This window comes from Leptothoe sp. LEGE 181152 (assembly GCF_032906605.1).
Lineage (GTDB): Bacteria > Cyanobacteriota > Cyanobacteriia > Phormidesmidales > Phormidesmidaceae > Leptothoe > Leptothoe turfae.
This window is the reverse complement of record NZ_JASATU010000017.1, coordinates 57,907-75,043: the sequence shown is the minus strand read 5'-3', so window position 1 is coordinate 75,043 and position 17,137 is coordinate 57,907. Positions and strand designations below refer to the sequence as shown.

The following is a 17,137-nucleotide window of genomic DNA, read 5'->3' as shown; positions in this document are numbered from 1 at the left end:
GATAAATGGATGAATGAACAGATGAATCAGCAATTATTGTTGGAGGAGATGATTGCTCGCTTGCATCAAGCGAAAATTGACTGGGATGCAGAAAAAATTGCGGATGTGTTGTGGTTAGCTCAGCACATTGCCCCCACCTCTGCCGTTGAGCCATCGACACCAGAAGTACAACCAGAAGTGCAACCAGAAGCACCATTAGGTGATGAACCCGCTGTTATTTTTGAAGATATTGAACCAGGAAAAGTACAAGAGCTGCCGCCACCGCCAGACTTTGCACTCTATGCCCAGACACCTAAGCCTCCTGTTCAACCTCAACCTCAGTCACATTTTCAGGGACTGCCCTTTAAAACCCCAACTGCACCTGCCCTACGAAGAACATTGGCAATGGGTCGTTCGTTGCGTCCCCTCATGCGCAGGGTTGATGCCTATGAGCAAACCGTTTTAGATGAGAATGCCACCGCCGAGGCAACGGCGGAATGTCAGATCTGTATGACTGTGATAAAGCCTGCTAAAGAGCGTTGGTTAGAAGTGGCACTGGTGATCGAGCAAACTGCTTCTAGTTTTATTTGGCAGGACACAATTGAGCAGTTTAAGCTGCTGCTGGCAAGTCAAGGTGCTTTTCGGCGAGTGAGCCTCTGGTATTTAGACACCTTGACAGAAGGGCAAATACAGTTACTAGCAAAAGATCCTGAAAAGTATCCCAATCAGCCCAATCGTAGCCCCAAAGAACTTTTAGATGCCGCCGGACGGCGATTGATTTTACTGGTCAGTGACTGCATTTCATGGACCTGGCGACAGGGGATGATTCAACAAGACTATCTCAGTCTTTGGGCTACCCATGGTCCTGTGGCCCTGGTGCAGTTGCTGCCAGAAACCTTTTGGGAGCGAACTGTTTTAAGTGCAGGTTTACCAGTACAGTTGAGTGCACTGATGCCAGGTATGACTAACCCGAAACTACGGGTACAAGAAGTACCTTTGTGGGAAGAGATACCCCGTGGAGATGGATTAAAGCTGCCAATTATTACCCTAGAGCCAAACTCCCTTAAGCAATGGGCCAAGATGCTAGCCGGGTTGGGCAATTGCTGGGCAACAGGCGTTTGGTTTGATAAGGAATGGCAATCTGAGTGGGTTGTCTCACGCTCTAGTTCAACGGATTTGTCAGCAGCGCAGCTTGTGAAACGTTTTTATGCAACAGCATCGCCGATGGCAAAGCGGCTAGCCAAACTAATGGCAACTGGACCGGTTAGCTTACCGGTGGTGTATCTAATTCAGGCGAAGATGCTGCCTGACTCAACGCCAATGCATGTGGCAGAAGTGTTTATGAGTGGGCTGGTCGAACGTACAAATCGGGTAGGAACATTGGTTGGTAAGGAGTATGACTTTTTGCCAGAGGTCAGGGAGTTATTATTGGATGCGGTCTCCAAATCCGAAGCCGAGAGCCTGTTAGACAAAATCTCTGAATTTGTCGGCGAGAAGATTGGTAAGACAATTTATAGCTTTACCGCTCTTTTGATGCTGGAAACAGAGTTGGGGGATACAGCCAACGCAGAGCTACTGAAATTTGCCAATGTTAGTCGACAAGTGCTGAGACGACTGGGAGGTGAATACGCAGCACTGGTGCATGCGACAGAGGGAGCAGGAATTAGGCAACCGTCCCAATCAACAAGCCCAATGCCGAATTTCCCAGTGTTGGGGACCTTAACGTTTGAAACGGCCAGGTTTTCTGACGAGGAAGAGGTTTTGACTCGCTTTTCACTGTTACCAGCAGAAGAGGGTAACGGTGAAAACGATTCCCTGGAGTTTGAGGATAATGTAGCTGGGCTACTACCCTTTGAGTTTATGGTTGCCACATTAGAACCCCAACGCAATTTTTTGTCGATTTCAAGTGAATTGGTTGTTAAGCGTCAGCGGGCTCAGAATTGGCAGTGGATAGAGACGTTTGGAGATGATCTAACCCTGGAGATGGTGGCCATCCCTGGCGGTAACTTTAGGATGGGTTCTGTTAACATTTTTGTTAATCAAGACGGAAGTAGTTACATTCAGAATGAAGACGGAAGTAGTTATATTCGGAACAATCCGTCTTCCTATTACTTGTTAAGTGACAATCCCATGCATATGGTGACTGTGCCAGCCTTCCTGATGGGAAAATATCCAGTCACTCAAGCTCAATGGAATTTTGTGGCCGGTTTACCGCCAATATCCCGTCTGCTAGAGTCCGATCCATCCGAATTCAAAGGTGCCAATCGACCGGTCGAGCGAGTGAATTGGCATGAAGCGGTTGAGTTTTGTGAGCGTCTTTCTCGATATACTCAACGCGACTATCGATTGCCTACAGAAGCCGAATGGGAATATGCCTGCAGAGCCGGTACAACCACTCTTTTTCACTTTGGTGAGACTTTGGCAACAGCGGTAGCGAACTATGATTGTAGATCAGTCTATGGCTATGATCCCACAGGGGCATACCTTCAAGAAACCACACCAGTAGACCATTTCAATCTTGGTAATGCCTTTGGGCTTTGTGATATGCACGGCAATATTTGGGAATGGTGTCAGGATAACTGGCATAGTAATTATAAAGGTGCGCCCACCGATGGCAGTGCCTGGATGACCAAGTATGGTGAGGCTAAGCGGGTCTGTCGTGGCGGCTCCTGGCTCAGTAAACCTCGTGAATGCCGTTCCACTCACCGCAACTATTTTTCACCCGGTAACCATTCCCATAGCGTTGGCTTTCGGGTAGCGTGTTCGAGTTTCGGAACACTTGCATAACCCTTGCACTATGGCGTCAGTTGTATGACAACTAGAGTAAAAATTCTTTGACAACTTGCCTCAAAGATGCTTGTTTGATGTGTCCAAAGATAAAATCGAGTCATCATAGTTTGGTAAATGTAGTTCGTTAAGCTTTTCCAAGCATGAGCTGGCTCATCGACTGTAATGCTAGGTTATGTCTGATCTTAAACTTCAACGTCAAACCAAAACTGCTCAGTATTTCACGGAGTCTTTACCTTTAGAAAGTGGGATTGACCTGGATATGATTCTGATCCCTGAGGGCACATTCCTGATGGGTTCCCCAGTGGATGAGCTAGAACGCTCTGAATTTGAAAGCCCCCAGCATAAAGTGACAGTGCGGCAGTTTTTTATGAGCCGTTACCCAGTAACTCAAGGGCAGTGGCAGTTTGCAGCTAATTTACCTGTGGAAAACCGCGATCTTGAGCCTGATCCATCTGGATTTAAAGGTGCTAACCGCCCGGTCGAGCGAGTGACTTGGCGTGACGCAGTTGAGTTTTGTGAGCGTCTCTCCCGATATAGCCAAATACGCTACTATCGATTACCCACAGAGGCGGAATGGGAATATGCCTGCAGAGCCGGTACAACCACTCCTTTCTACTTTGGGCAGACGCTTACAACAGAGGTAGCGAACTACGATGGTAGATCTGTATATGGTAATGGTCTCCAAGGAAAATGCCGTCAGGAAACCACGCTAGTAGATCATTTTGGTCTTGCTAATGCATTTGGGCTTTGTGATATGCATGGCAATGTTTTCGAGTGGTGTCTGGATGAGTGGCATCAAAATTACGAGGGAGCTCCTGCCAACAGTAACGCTTGGATATCTTCTGGAGAAAGCAAAAATCGTGTCTATCGTGGCGGTTCTTGGCTCAGTGATCCTCGTTATTGCCGCTCTGCGTTTCGTGATAAGAATCTCAGCGACAATAGGAGCTTCCTCCTCGGTTTTCGAGTTGTCTGCGCTGTTTTATAAAAGCTGAAACCTTTGTTGCTTTGTCTTCTTAGCTCAATACCTCAAATCACATACTCACCATCAAGCAGCTAAAAGCAAAAACAACAAAATCAGTAAGCCAGGAGATAACCGAGACTTCCATCCACAATTATCCCCCGTAGAGAACGCAATTTATCCAGAATAAAGAGCACTCACCACTCGAATCAAGCCAGGCCCCATATATTGTTATCAACAAGATCTCTTTCCCATGCCCCCAAAAACATTTGACCAATACGAGCAAGAAGGCTGGCAACGCAACGCAGCAACCTATGATGCTATTGACCTGCCAACAACTTGCCAAGCAGTCACGCCTATTTTGAATAGCCTTGGCAGCTTACAAGACCTACCTATCTTAGAACTAGCCTCAGGGACAGGTTATTTGGCCGCACAGGCTGTTACCCAGGGGGCAACCATTACTGGCATTGATATTTCACCAAAGATGGTAGAGATCGCTCAACAACGCGTACCTGTTGGGGCCACGTTCTTAATAGGAGATGCGTCGGATCTTCCCTTTGAAGCAGAGCAGTTTGATGCTGTCGTGTGTAGTGAAGAAACGATGGCCTATATACGGAATGGCAAAAAGAGTATTCCCTGTCCGGGAATGTTAGTAATCGATTCAAAGGCTGTAGTACGCATGGATTAAAGGCCATTATTAGCGATCGCAACCAACACTAAAGCATCAAAATTTAAGACGGAATGATGAATAAACTTTAAATAGATCAAAGCGAACTTAAAAATGGTGACTATACTTAAGTTCTTAGATTGAATTGTCAACTTTACGACCTAATCGTCACGATTTTGGAGCTTAGGCAGAGGTTTTTCCGCCTAGGGTATCATGCTGGGAACATAGATGATCTTTTTCTCTAAGAGCTAACTAGCTAGCCCAATTTCTAGTAAGTTTTCAAGCTTATGCTAAGGGGTTTAGACAAGCAAACAAGCCAATAGAAAGTGTTTTTCAGAAGCCGAATAGTCAACGATTGCGAGAATTGTAGACACTCTGCAGACACTCTACGCAGACACTCTGCGCAGACACTCTGCCAAAAGATGTCTGTCAACCGTAATATATAATGTCGTGGGAGAAAAACCATGGTGCGACTAGATACAAAACGAGCAAAAAGAATCACGTCAGCGACAAGAAGCTCCAAGTTGAATGGTCATGATAAGGAAAAGATTGGTCTTACTTTTTTAAATAGCGTTCATCCTGCTATTAAACAACAGTTAGCTGATGCAACTGACCTAAAAACTTTTCTTGAGACGGCTGCTGGTGTCTTAAGTCTCGATAAACGTAAACAAATCGTTGAACAAGCTCTCATTCTTTTTGAGGATAATTTTGTTCATTTGCCTTTAAAGGAATCGATGCATGGGGTCAATCCTATTCAAAAACTGCGTCTAATCAAACATCGCCTTGAACAAGAAACGGATGCCGAATTAGAGAGTGAACTGACATTTCACAGTGAAATATTGGATATTTTCAACTCTGTTCGGGATCTACATACAAACTATCTTTTACCTTTTCCATTTGCAGGCAAGATTGCTTTCTTACCCTTCCAGATTGAAGAATATTTTGAAAACGGTGAGCCACATTATATTGCCACTCACTTTGTTCAGGGATTCTCGCATCCACACTTTAAGACGGGTGTAGAAATCAAGCTTTGGAATGGGGTGCCGATTGGTCGCGCCATTGCATTATCTGGAGATTTACATGCAGGCAGTAATTTAGCAGCTCGCCATGTTCGTGGAATTGATGGACTCACTATTCGTCCTTTAGTACGTTCATTACCACCAGACGCGTTGTGGGTTGTGATTGGTTACACCGATCTTGACGGTATTGATCGCGAAATTAAGCAAGATTGGATTGTGACGTCCTCCCCACCAACGTTTGTTGAGGCTAATGCAGATTCATTGAGTACAAGCGCAGCTTCTCAGGGGATTGATTTAGAAGCTCATATCACTCAAGAAACAAAGAAAATGCTGTTTGCGCCAGAAGTACTGGCAGCAGAAACGAAAGAAACCAAACTATCCACCCAAAAAGCGGTTGCCGGGCAGACAGTGCCAACCACCATGGGTAGTGTTTTCCACGCAAAAAGTGTGAACACAACCTTTGGAGAGTTTGGACACATTCGGATCTTTACGTTTAGTGTGAATGATCCAGGAGCATTTATTCACGAGTTTATTCGGTTAGTTGAATTACTACCGCAGAATGGTTTAATTCTGGATGTTCGGGGCAATGGGGGGGGGCACATTTGGGCCAGTGAAGGCCTGCTACAGGTGCTAACGCCTGTCGATATAGCACCACAGCCTACTCAGTTTGTTAATACGTCTCTCAACCTACGTATTTGTCAGCGACATGAAACCAATCCCACTGGTCAAATTGACCTTGGAGCTTGGGTACCTTCAATTCGTCGTTCAGTAAAAACGGGTGCTGTCTACTCAGGTGGTTTTCCCATTACGCCCGTTGATTTTGCCAATCAAATCGGCCAGAGATATCACGGCCCCGTAGTACTGATCACCGATGCCCGTTGTTACAGTGCAACCGATATTTTTGCAGCAGGCTTCCAAGATCATGACATTGGCCATGTACTTGGCATCGATGATAATACGGGAGCGGGCGGTGCCAATGTTTGGACCCATGGTCTGTTGCAAGCATTATTACGCTTTCCTAGTCCACCGGATGATGGAACACCCTATGAGGACTTACCCGGCGGGGCTAATATGCGGGTTGCTATTCGCCGTACCCTCCGGGTTGGCAAACAAGCAGGTACCCCGGTGGAAGATTTAGGGATCACACCAGATTCCCGCTACCACATGACAAAGAATGATTTGCTATTAGGCAATATCGATCTCCTTAACAAGGCTGGAGAGATCCTCTCAAGGATGTCTGTGCGTAGGTTGAATGTGACAACTACGTTGAATCAAAACACGCTTACCCTTCAAGTAGAAACCCTGGGGCTTACCCGTGTTGACATCTATGTTGATGGTCGTCCGATTGAGAGTTTCGAAGTTACAGACGGTATTCAGTCCATTGAAGTCTCTCTACCAGCTGGAGCAATGCTATTAGAGTTGGCAGGTTTCAACGCGAATGAATACGTGGCATCCAGGATGTTAGACCTTTAGTCTCTGTTGTTTAGAGACTGTATAAGCCAGAGGAGTATGCTCTATTGTCAGTAGCATACTCCTTTGTAGATAGCTCCCCATCGAGCTATACCAAAAGCTGCTCTTTTAAGCCACTCTCACCTTCTTCGTCAAAATCGCCATCACCTCATTAGGCCGTCCAGTAGACATAGGCTTACTCCAATCATTGGGTTCAGCATAATGCTTACTATGCAGCTCTTGGATAGTCCGGTGCACACTGGTAAGGCTACCAAAGAGCATATGGCGAACAATCTCAAACTGATGTTCAGCTAGCGGTTCTGGAGCAGGCGGAACTGTGGGCGCAGTTGCCCCCTTGGTTGGATCGGTCAGCATCATCTGTAATCTCCGAAATAGTAATGATCAAAAACTTGCGCCAGGAGTACACCTGATCGCATAACTCATTTTGACCGCTAACCGGACACAAGTCAAACAACTATTGTTGTTCTGACAACATTTTCTGGAAATTGGATTGTTTAGCAATCAGTTCTAGAAATTTTGTTTTTGAGCGATCGGGATCATAGACGCCGTTTTCCCATTCGCTAACCGTTTGTCGACGCACACCTAACTCTTGGGCAAATTGGGCTTGGGTCAGGCTCATGTGCTTACGCAGGGCCTTAATGGCATCCTGTTGCCAAACAACAGCCCCATCCTTTTTCTGAATGTTGTATTCTGCCTGAAATTTACGAAAGGTAACTGTTTGTTGCGCTAGATCAACAGTTTCGATGTGATAGCCAGCATGAACCCAGGCTTTGGCCTGAAGGGCGCTGGAACTATCACGATTGCTCCACCAATTTTTTTTGTTAAATGCTGAAGTGGGCAAGGTGTTATCCAACACCGCTTCGATTTTGGCAAATGTAAGCGTAATTGCATCCTCGTTGCATTTTTGCAAATGCTCAAACAGCGGATAGTATTTGCTACCAGGCTTGACAGTCATTTGAGCTGCCCATGGAGGTGGCCTTCGATCAGTTCTGCTTTCTGGAGGTGTAGGGTGGCATTGTAGTGATGCTCACATTCGTAGCGATTGAGATGATCGCCATTTTCTAGGGGATGGAGCTTGGTTCTGATGTCGGATTGAACCATAGAGAAGGATAAGCAGCTTAGCCTCTATGATAAGCGATGCTTTGGCAGTGCATAGTTAGAGGCTTGGGACGGCTCATAGTAAGGTGTCGATTAAGTAGGTAATCAAGTAAGCGATCAAGCTAAAAAGCTATTAGCGTTGTAATGCATGGGCAGTAAGGGATGGGGGATGCCGAGAACGATACAATAAAAGTTATGGAGGTGATGGAATGAAGACAAAGGTAATTGAACGTAGTCAGGTTTTAGACCTTCTACGCCGTATACAGCCGACTTTGAAGGAAAAATACGGTGTGACGAAGCTGGGTATTTTTGGCTCGGTTGCCAGAGGTGAGGCGACTGAGAGTAGTGATGTGGATATTGTCCTGGAAATGAAGCGTCCTAACCTTTTTATAAGGGTCAACATCAAGGAAGAACTAGAAAAGTTTTTGGATAGGCCCGTAGATGTGGTGCGTTATCGGGAACGAATGAATCCTTATCTCAAACGTAGAATCGATCAGGATGTAATTTATGTCTGATCGAGTATTGATTTATGAAAAGCTACTCCAGATTGATATGGCTCTGGGGCGCATTAGGCGAAGATTTTCAGGTATTGGCTCTGCCGCTGATTTTCTTGATAGCGATCATGGTTTGGATATGCTAGATGGCATTAGCATGATGTTAATTGCGATTGGAGAAAATCTGAAGAATATCGATGCCAAAACACAAGGTGCTTTTTTAGAGCGTTATGACTCTGTAAATTGGAGAGGTGCTAAGGGTGTGCGAGATATTTTGTCACACCATTATTTTGATCTAGATGCAGACGAGATTTTTGATATCTGTCAGAATGATATTCCTAACCTTGCTTTGGTGATCAAGGAGATGATTGAAGAGTATAAAGACGCAGGTTCCTCAGGCTAAATGTCTAATTTGATTGGTATCTAGGACGTACATTAAAATGGTTCCCTGGGTAAATCCGAGAGTCTTTGGATTTTTGTGTAAATCACTGATTTTCAATGAGAAATCAGGGGTTGCAGGCCTATTCGACACGATTTTGTGCAAACTCCCTGCGATGGTCCAGATGTGATTTGACAATGATGGTTGGTAAAACTAACACAAAACCAAGCAAAAGAAGGCTTTCAGCCATACCATTGCTTGGTTTTTACTATGATTTATTTGCTGATGCTAAGCCCTAGTGAAGACGCTTCCTAATGCCTAGGGCAGACAGACCAAATAGTGCCAGCGCAGACACTATACCCGGCTCAGGCACCGGAGCAATAGTCCCTTCTGAGGTAATCAACAATGAAATCTCATCACTGTATACACGCCGCTCAGTGCCTAGCAAACTGTAGTCACTGTCAAGCAGCGGAAAGCTATACACCGGAGTAAAGGTGACTGTCGTATTCTCTCCTTGACGCTCAAGATTAACTTCGAGATGGCCGTAGTGCTTACCCCCTTCAATGATCTGTAAAACACCATCAACCTCTTGCCACAGCTCGGGTTCATCCTGGTCAGCCGTCCATTGGCTGAAAGCGTTATACCCTAAGGGTTGTTGGCCATCCTCTGTGCGAACTTCGCCACGCAGACCGTCGCCTGCAACACCCACATCGTAGTATTGCACGCCAACGCCATCGCCATCTTCATCAACAAAGCTGCGCTCAAACATCTCGCTATGGCCTGAGAAAACAGCAACAACACCATACTCTTCAAATAGGGGGTGGTACTGACGCAAGGGTGTTCCCCCCTGACCACTGGAAAGCTCATGATTCATCGCAAAACCATGGGTACCGCTAGAGTAAGGGGCATGGTGGAACTGTGCAAAGATGATTTGACCCTGGGCACGGGCATCTTCAAGCTGCTCAATCACCCAATTCCACTGGGGGCTACCAGGATTAAAGTCAGCCAAGTCGGTGCCACCCGCCGCTTCATACTGTTCACGAGTATAATTTTGCTGAGTATCAGTACCGGGGTCAGTAAATTCCAGACCGCTGATTTTCGGGGGCTGGCCTTCGCCACCATAGTTATCGCGGGTATCGTCAGGCTCACCATTAGAACTATCTAAAGTGAGAATAGTAATCGGGCCGTAGTCAATGCGGTAGTAGTTGTCTTGATGCTCAGGTGTGCCATTGTCAGGCGCATCAAAGTACGTGTGGAACTTATCACGGCCAAACTTAGGCCCAAAGCGACCATCGGCATCAATACCATAGCCACCATTGAGAGCACCAAAGTTCTCCCAATTGCCTAGGGCAGGCAGCAATGGATACTCAGATAAACCACTATCAACCTCACCCGCATTGTGACGGAAGAACTCATCCCAGCCAGGCTGATAGCCGCCACCCTGCATCAGGTCTCCAGGCATCATCAAGAAGTCGGGCTGACGACTGTTGACAATAGCGAGGTTAGCCGCATACCCTTCTGTTTCAGTCAGGGCATAGCGGAGGCGAGTACCGGTTGTGCCAAAGGTCTCAGCCCACAGGCTGCTCTCTGGATCGGGACGAGCTGCTGACCCTGGTGCTAAAGCTCCCTGCTGCCAATCACGACCAATGAGACGACCTGCCGGTTGAGTTTCACTATCGGCAAAGGTAATAAAGCGAATGCTATCCCAATCAGCTGCAGTGGGGGCTGTTTTGAAGGTAGAGTTGAATATATTGTCACCCAGAGCAACGGTGTAATCGTAAGTGGCGTTGGGTGCTAAGCCACGTACATCAATCGTGTGCTTGTAGTTATTATCACCCAGTAACCAGGAACCTTGCCCCAGATCACCAATTTCCTGACCCTTTTCGGCATTGGTGTAAGCCAAAACGGGTTCTAAGGAAGGATTGCTAGTGAATGTGAGGGGTGTAGTGAGATCAGCCCCAGTAATCGTGAGGGTACCCGCAATGTCTGCTTCAGTGAACCAGGTGAAGTACATGCCGTCGGAAGACGGCTGTTGCAAATAGGGGTTTACACGAAAGGTGGCTGCCTGGGCGGGCAAGACAGCCATTAGGCTCGTGCTTAGCGTTGCTAACAGAGCATGGCTAAACAGCTTAAAACGATTTGAGGGCATAAGCTCAAGCGATAGATGTGATGTTCTTTAAATCAGGGGCATTGCTGATCCGAACTATGATTTCAGCTGAAAGACATGGCTAAATAGCGCATCTTCCAGATCGGTTCATCCCAGCAGCGGTAAAGGCTGGAAGGAGGCTTCTCAGCGGGCGAAAAATACGCCAGTAATGAAGATCAAATGAGAAGAACTTTAATAAAAGATTAACTGAAGTTGATTAACTTGGTCTTTCTCTTTTAAGAGAAGCTTATCTTCAAGGAAACTTTACGCGGTTAGCCTGTCTGTTGGCTTGCCTTCACAAAAAGTTTGGTGGTGCTCCCCGAGCGGAGTCGAGGGGAGCGAATAGTTAGTTCCAAGTAGATTTCTACTCCCTGAGGAGAGTCAGTCGCCGTTCCCTGAGCGGAGTCGAAGGGAACCATTTAGAAAATTTTTCTGCATGATGGAGGTGGACATCGGAATGAAACACACTCCACTGATTGGCAAACGTTCAAACAAGTCTTAGTCAGAAACATCATAAATCAAGCAGGAATCTACTCAGATGATGCTGTAGGTAAAGGCCAGATAGATGGTGAAAACCGTACGTTACAGAACGATATGTAGACGTTACGCTATCGATGAAAGGCAACGCTGAAAATTCCTTATCTTGCAACGTTAAGCATCCTTGCCAAGGAACGAAAAATTATGGAATCTCTAATTGATTGGCTGCAGCAGATCGACATCTCAATGTTCGGTGACCTTAGTGAATTTGACTGGACAAATATTGCTACCTACGGTGTATTAGCCTTGGCACTGGCAGGTGTCGTTTGGACAACAGCAAAGAGTTTAGTTCAGTTCCTATGGCAGAAAACCGAAGGATTTATAGGGTTTACCGTCAGCACTCTGGTTGTTATTTCCTTGTGGTACACCCTTTTACGTGTTCACGTCAGCATCTCTTTTAATCTAGATAAAGAAGTCTTTGATAATCTTCTCTGGTTCTCCGCAGTTCTTTTTACACCTTACTATTTAATCCATTACAAACTCCTAACAGGTTTTATATTGACCGTAGTCAGAAGTATAGAGCTTGTACTTGACCTGCTAATCTTCTCCTGGTTTCCACAAAAAGCAGAACAGAATCGTGAGAAATGGAGAACCCGGATCAGTAACCTATATCAGAACTGGAAAGATGGTGTAGAAGCCTTGTTCCAAAAGGAAAAAACAGGAGTTCCAACAGCTGAGATGCTATTGGATACCAATGAAGGCACCAATCTAACAGAAAGTTCGACAGAAGCGGCTGGAGATGCTGAAGAGTTAGGAGAACAGCCAGCATCGTAGAGACACTGCTCGCGAAAAGTGACAGTTGATCGAATATAAGGTGCGATCGCACCTACCCATGTCCCTCTAACCAATGCTTTTAATGGTTAGAAGGATTAACTATGGCTACAGGCAGTCGATTTGGAAAATCCAGGTTTACCATAAAATCAAATACCGAAACCATGGTGGTCCCTCATGCCTAATACACGGTTAAATCGTCGCACGCTTCTGAAAATCGGCCCTGCCACCCTCGTTTCATTTCTATCAGCCACCTGTAGCCGCTCACTATTGACCAAAAACACTACACATCAGACGGCCCAGGCTCTGTCACCCACCCCCGCCTGCGGTCATGATGCAACCACACCATCCCAAACCGCAGGTCCTTTTTATACCCCTGATTCCCCAGAACGCCAATCTTTATTAGAGCCAGGGTTGCCGGGCACGCCCGTGGTAATTACAGGTCAGGTGCTCTCGTCGCAGTGTGTGCCCGTTGCTGGTGCTTTAGTAGACTGCTGGCACACCAATAACCAAGGTGAATACGACAATCGTGGCTACACCTTTCGCGGACATCAGTTTACAGACACAGATGGACGCTACCGCATTGAAACCATCGTGCCCGGTATTTACCCTGGGCGCACCCGTCATTTCCATATCAAGGTACAAGCTCCCAATCAACCTATTCTTACCACTCAGCTTTACTTTCCAGGGGAGCCTGCCAATCAGGGAGATTTTCTCTTTAACCCAGCTCTTTTAATGGCTGTAGATGATAGCGATGGTCGTAAAAAAGCTGCCTTTAACTTTGTCCTGGAAACAACTTAGATACTGTAATTAAGTTTAGCTGGTTTGATTAAAGCTGTGTCGGCGATAAATCCACGCCGATCATGTTGTGAATAATATCCGAAACGCAGTCTACGGTGGTGATATATTCGCCATCGATTTCGACACTTACGCCAGCCTCAGCCGGTTGATTAATGTCTAAACGATCCCGTGCCCAAGACACTATATAAACCGTGTCTTTATTAGGAATGCTGATGGAATAATTTTCATACCGGCCAATCCCCTGCCACTGAAATGTGGATGCTTCCTCGCGAGGCACGTCGAGTACAAGTTCGGGCTGCTCTTCCGGGCCAAACACATACTTGATGACGGTATCCCGGTCATATAGGGCAATCAGCTTATCCTCAGCGGTATGACAGGAAAATAAGACCTGGCCACTATCGGTAGAAACGGGTTGGCTAGCAACTGAGGGGGCTTTTGTTACTGGATTGAGTTTGTCAGGATTAGAGTCGGGGTTTAGTGCGATCGCACCCTCAGCAGCTATATCCTCTTGAACCAATTCATCTTGCACTTGTACGTCATCAGCGACACGATCAACACTGTCTTGACGACCAGCTGGCCCAGAAGCAGTTGCGCAGCTGCCCAAGAATGTTATTGCACCGAGTAAAAACACACCGTACTTAAACCTTGAGAAGTGCGCCATACGCCTATGCCTCTGTAATTAACAACAGCTGGAACAACACAATTACAGCATTGCCAACCGCTCTCTCAGCAGTTTTGCTTGGGTCTCTGCTTCAACCAGAGAGTCCCGAGCTTCCTGAACCACATGGGCAGGAGCCTTAGCGACAAAGCCCTGATTACTCAAACGACCATTGATGGACTTAATTTCCCCTTCCACCTTAGCCAGAGACTTCTCGATCTTTTGCTTCAGCGCATCCACATCCACCAGACCCGTCAGCGGAATCAGCACCTGCACAGTACCAAATACACCGGCAAACATCTGTCGAGTGTCTCTGATGCCTACAAGCTTCTGTGTGAGTTCTGCATCATATTCTGGCGCACTCTCATCCTTGCTAAAGGTACCGACCACTTCATCCCAGAGACCAACTGTGTTATCCCAAAGCTGTCGACGGTTGGCCGCTTTTAGCAGATAGCGACCACCAAACCAAGCCGTGTAACCCACACCAATCATCTGGAAAAATCGACCAACGAATGGCACTGTATTGATGCCAGAAATCACAGCTGCCGCCAATCTCAACCCCAGAGCACTTAACCCCAGAAACAGTAGAACAGATGCAGGCTTTTTAGCGGCTTTGTATGCCTGTCCCATATAGCCGAGGGGATGCTTTAGAAGAGTTTGCACTGCATCTATACCATCCGCCCAGTCAATTTCTGGTAGTTCACCAGACTCAGATTTCTCGGAATCGTTAGAGGTATCTGGCGATGTTGCTTCACCAGCAGTTTCTGTCACCGCTAAGGTCTTTGCTGTCAACGTGGTGCTACCAATTGTTAGCGTCTCAACCTTGGCCGCATCCTTGAGATACACCTGAGTTGCATTCAGAATACGGACTTCATTGGCATCATCGGTTTTAAGAATCGCTTCAATTTTGGCCGAAGGTTTGACACCTGCAGCAGCCCGCAAGTTACGAATGGTGCGAATAGTACCAATTAGTAGGTCAAAGTCTTTCTCCAACTCAGCATCCACTAGCTCAGGTCGCACGGTGGGGTAGGGCTGCACCGCCAGATAACTATCCTCACCCGTCTGAGTCAGTGTATGCCAAACCTCTTCAGTGATGTGGGGTGTAAACGGATGCAACAGCTTGAGAATACCGTCAAGAACAAAGGCTAGCGTCTGTTGTGCCACCAGCTTTGAATCCTCATCTTTTCCATAAAGACGGGGTTTCACCAACTCAATGTACCAGTCACAAAAGTCTCCCCAGGTAAACTCATACAGCACCTTGGCAGCTTCACCCATGCCATATTTGTCGAGATACTCTCGGGTATTTGTAATGGTCTGGTTAAACTTGGAGAGAATCCATTTATCTGATAATTCTAACTTGGTAGGTTCAGGCTCACCCAAATCCGCTGGAGTTTTGCCCCCCAGATTCATCATCACAAACCGAGAGGCATTCCACAGTTTATTGGTGAAGTTTCGAGACGCTTCCACCGAAGATGACTCATCAGTCTTGCGATTATAGTCCAGGCGAATATCTTGACCCGCGCCAGCCACCTCACGAATCAGGGTGTATCGCAGAGCGTCGGTGCCGTACTTGTTGATCAGCACCAGCGGATCGATGCCGTTGCCCTTGGACTTGGACATCTTCTGGTTTTTTTCATCCCGCACCAGACCATGGATATACACCGTTTCAAAGGGCATGGTGTCGGTAAAGTGTCCCGCCATCATCGTCATACGGGCCACCCAGAAGAAGATAATGTCAAACCCGGTGACCAGGGTGGTGGTGGGGTAGTAAGCCTGGAAGTCCTTGGCATTTTCATCGGGCCAGCCCATGGTTGAGAAAGGCCACAGACCGGAGGAGAACCAGGTATCAAGAACATCGGGATCTTGCTTTAGCTGCACGCCTTCGCCAAACTGTTCAATTGCTTTAGCGCGAGCTTCTGCTTCTGACTCAGCGACAAAAAATGGTGTGGTGTCGGTAATTTCACCATTGGTTTGACTCACAGCATACCAGGCAGGAATCTGGTGGCCCCACCACAGCTGACGAGAGATACACCAATCGCGCAGATTTACCAGCCAATCACGGTATACCTTGGTCCAACGCTCGGGGACGAACTTGGGAGACTGATGATTATCCAGCGCATCCAGAGCGTTATCGGCCAGGGGACGAATTTTGACAAACCACTGGGTAGATAGCAGCGGTTCGACCGGTACCTTGCCGCGATCGCTATAGGGAACGCTATGCTTATAGTCTTCTATACGCACTAGCGCATCCACGTCATCCAAAGCCGCAACAACTTGCTGACGCGCTTCAAACCGATCAAGGCCTTCAAAGCGGCCTGCGTTTTCATTCATCGACCCATCTTTATGCATGATGGTGATCATGGGCAGATTGTGGCGCTCACCCATGGCAAAGTCATTGGGATCATGGGCCGGTGTCACTTTGACACAGCCGGTCCCAAATTCTTTGTCCACATAGTTGTCAGCAATAATTGGAATCTCACGACCTACCAACGGTAACGTTAGCGTCTTACCCACCATCTCTTGATAGCGCTCATCCTCCGGGTTAACCGCTACTGCCGTATCACCCAGCATGGTTTCGGGACGTGTGGTAGCAACTTCCACATGGCCAGACCCATCGGTCAATGGATAGCGGAAGTGCCAGAGATTACCATCTACCTCTTTGTTTTCAACCTCAACATCGGACACCGCTGACTGACTGGCAGGGCACCAGTTAACCATATAGTTGCCGCGATAAATAAGTCCTTCTTCGTAGAGCTTAGTAAACGCTTGTAATACAGCCTTTGATAGGCCTTCATCCATAGTGAACCGCTCACGGGTCCAGTCTACCGATACACCTAACTTGCGCAGTTGGTTAACAATGGTGCCGCCAGACTCTTCTTTCCATTGCCAGGCCCGCTCTAAAAACTTTTCACGGCCTACATCTTCACGGTTTTTGCCCTGGGCTTTCAGTTCTTTTTCAAGAATGGTCTGCACCGCAATACTGGCATGGTCGGTTCCTGGCAACCACAGGGTATTACGCCCATTCATTCGCTGGTAGCGTACCAGGGTGTCAATTAATGCATTCTCAAAGGCATGGCCCATGTGTAGGCTACCGGTGACATTCGGTGGTGGAATCACCACACAAAATGGATCGCCACCATGGTCTGGATCGGCCTTAAATACAGCATTGTCTTCCCAAGCGGACTGCCACTTGGATTCGGTCTGGGAAGGATCGTACTGGCTCGATAAATTAGGGGCGGTCATTTCCTTAGGGGTACCTTGAGCGCGATATTAATGACTAACTAACCAATGTTAGGCCATAACCGGAAAGTGTCGCAGGACTGGTGCTGTATCGGCTTGAAATTTTGGGAAATAGGGAATGGGGAGTGGG

At 47.0% G+C, this 17,137-nt stretch carries 14 protein-coding genes; 8 read left to right on the top strand and 6 right to left on the bottom strand.

Annotation, left to right across the window (positions count from 1 at the left end; translation table 11 throughout):
* The first annotated feature begins 21 nt into the window (after window positions 1–21).
* From QGP82_RS08645 to QGP82_RS08630, 4 genes are all read left to right on the top strand, one after another.
* Complete coding sequence (locus QGP82_RS08645; RefSeq protein ID WP_499058415.1) at window positions 22–2,766, top strand: SAV_2336 N-terminal domain-related protein; 2,745 nt, start codon at window positions 22–24, stop codon at window positions 2,764–2,766.
* Window positions 2,767–2,941: 175 nt separating this feature from the next.
* The gene (locus tag QGP82_RS08640; RefSeq protein ID WP_499058410.1) at window positions 2,942–3,754 is read left to right on the top strand and encodes a formylglycine-generating enzyme family protein; all 813 of its coding nucleotides are present in this window, start codon (window positions 2,942–2,944) and stop codon (window positions 3,752–3,754) included.
* 226 nt (window positions 3,755–3,980) lie between these two features.
* On the top strand, window positions 3,981–4,415 hold the full coding sequence (locus tag QGP82_RS08635; RefSeq protein WP_499058408.1) for a class I SAM-dependent methyltransferase: 435 nt from the start codon (window positions 3,981–3,983) through the stop codon (window positions 4,413–4,415).
* A gap of 443 nt (window positions 4,416–4,858) precedes the next feature.
* Entirely contained in the window at window positions 4,859–6,886 is a 2,028-nt protein-coding gene (locus QGP82_RS08630) for a S41 family peptidase (protein ID WP_163696170.1), read from the top strand.
* 105 nt (window positions 6,887–6,991) lie between these two features.
* Here the strand turns inward: QGP82_RS08630 and QGP82_RS08625 are convergent, their stop codons facing one another.
* From QGP82_RS08625 to QGP82_RS08615, 3 genes are all read right to left on the bottom strand, one after another.
* Entirely contained in the window at window positions 6,992–7,237 is a 246-nt protein-coding gene (locus tag QGP82_RS08625) for a hypothetical protein (RefSeq protein WP_163669474.1), read from the bottom strand.
* Window positions 7,238–7,337: 100 nt separating this feature from the next.
* Window positions 7,338–7,838, bottom strand: coding sequence for a helix-turn-helix domain-containing protein (locus tag QGP82_RS08620; RefSeq protein ID WP_163669472.1), 501 nt, complete (start codon window positions 7,836–7,838; stop codon window positions 7,338–7,340).
* Window positions 7,835–7,984 carry a hypothetical protein gene (locus QGP82_RS08615; RefSeq protein ID WP_163696165.1) on the bottom strand — a complete coding sequence of 50 codons (150 nt, stop codon included), beginning with the start codon at window positions 7,982–7,984 and terminating at the stop codon, window positions 7,835–7,837. The genes QGP82_RS08620 and QGP82_RS08615 overlap by 4 nt, the downstream gene beginning before the upstream one ends.
* 206 nt (window positions 7,985–8,190) lie before the next feature.
* Here QGP82_RS08615 and QGP82_RS08610 point away from each other — a divergent pair, with 206 nt between their 5' ends.
* Window positions 8,191–8,496 carry a nucleotidyltransferase family protein gene (locus QGP82_RS08610; protein ID WP_163696163.1) on the top strand — a complete coding sequence of 102 codons (306 nt, stop codon included), beginning with the start codon at window positions 8,191–8,193 and terminating at the stop codon, window positions 8,494–8,496.
* Window positions 8,489–8,878: a HepT-like ribonuclease domain-containing protein gene (locus tag QGP82_RS08605; protein ID WP_163669466.1), complete on the top strand. Its 390-nt coding sequence runs from the start codon at window positions 8,489–8,491 to the stop codon at window positions 8,876–8,878. Before QGP82_RS08610 ends, QGP82_RS08605 begins: the two co-directional genes overlap by 8 nt.
* Window positions 8,879–9,149: 271 nt before the next feature.
* On the opposite strand, the gene QGP82_RS08600 is transcribed toward QGP82_RS08605, so the two are convergent.
* Complete coding sequence (locus tag QGP82_RS08600) at window positions 9,150–11,003, bottom strand: metallophosphoesterase family protein (protein WP_499058405.1); 1,854 nt, start codon at window positions 11,001–11,003, stop codon at window positions 9,150–9,152.
* A 678-nt stretch (window positions 11,004–11,681) separates the two neighbouring features.
* Here QGP82_RS08600 and QGP82_RS08595 point away from each other — a divergent pair.
* Both QGP82_RS08595 and QGP82_RS08590 read left to right on the top strand, forming a co-directional pair.
* The gene (locus tag QGP82_RS08595; RefSeq protein WP_163669461.1) at window positions 11,682–12,311 is read left to right on the top strand and encodes a hypothetical protein; all 630 of its coding nucleotides are present in this window, start codon (window positions 11,682–11,684) and stop codon (window positions 12,309–12,311) included.
* Between the two features lie 174 nt (window positions 12,312–12,485).
* Window positions 12,486–13,109, top strand: a complete 624-nt coding sequence (locus QGP82_RS08590; RefSeq protein ID WP_163669459.1) for a dioxygenase family protein — start codon at window positions 12,486–12,488, stop codon at window positions 13,107–13,109.
* A gap of 28 nt (window positions 13,110–13,137) precedes the next feature.
* Here QGP82_RS08590 and QGP82_RS08585 read toward each other — a convergent pair whose 3' ends face one another.
* Together QGP82_RS08585 and QGP82_RS08580 are read right to left on the bottom strand one after the other, a co-directional pair.
* Complete coding sequence (locus tag QGP82_RS08585) at window positions 13,138–13,770, bottom strand: hypothetical protein (protein WP_499058401.1); 633 nt, start codon at window positions 13,768–13,770, stop codon at window positions 13,138–13,140.
* A 42-nt stretch (window positions 13,771–13,812) separates the two neighbouring features.
* Window positions 13,813–17,010: a valine--tRNA ligase gene (locus QGP82_RS08580; protein ID WP_499058400.1), complete on the bottom strand. Its 3,198-nt coding sequence runs from the start codon at window positions 17,008–17,010 to the stop codon at window positions 13,813–13,815.
* Window positions 17,011–17,137: the final 127 nt, after the last annotated feature.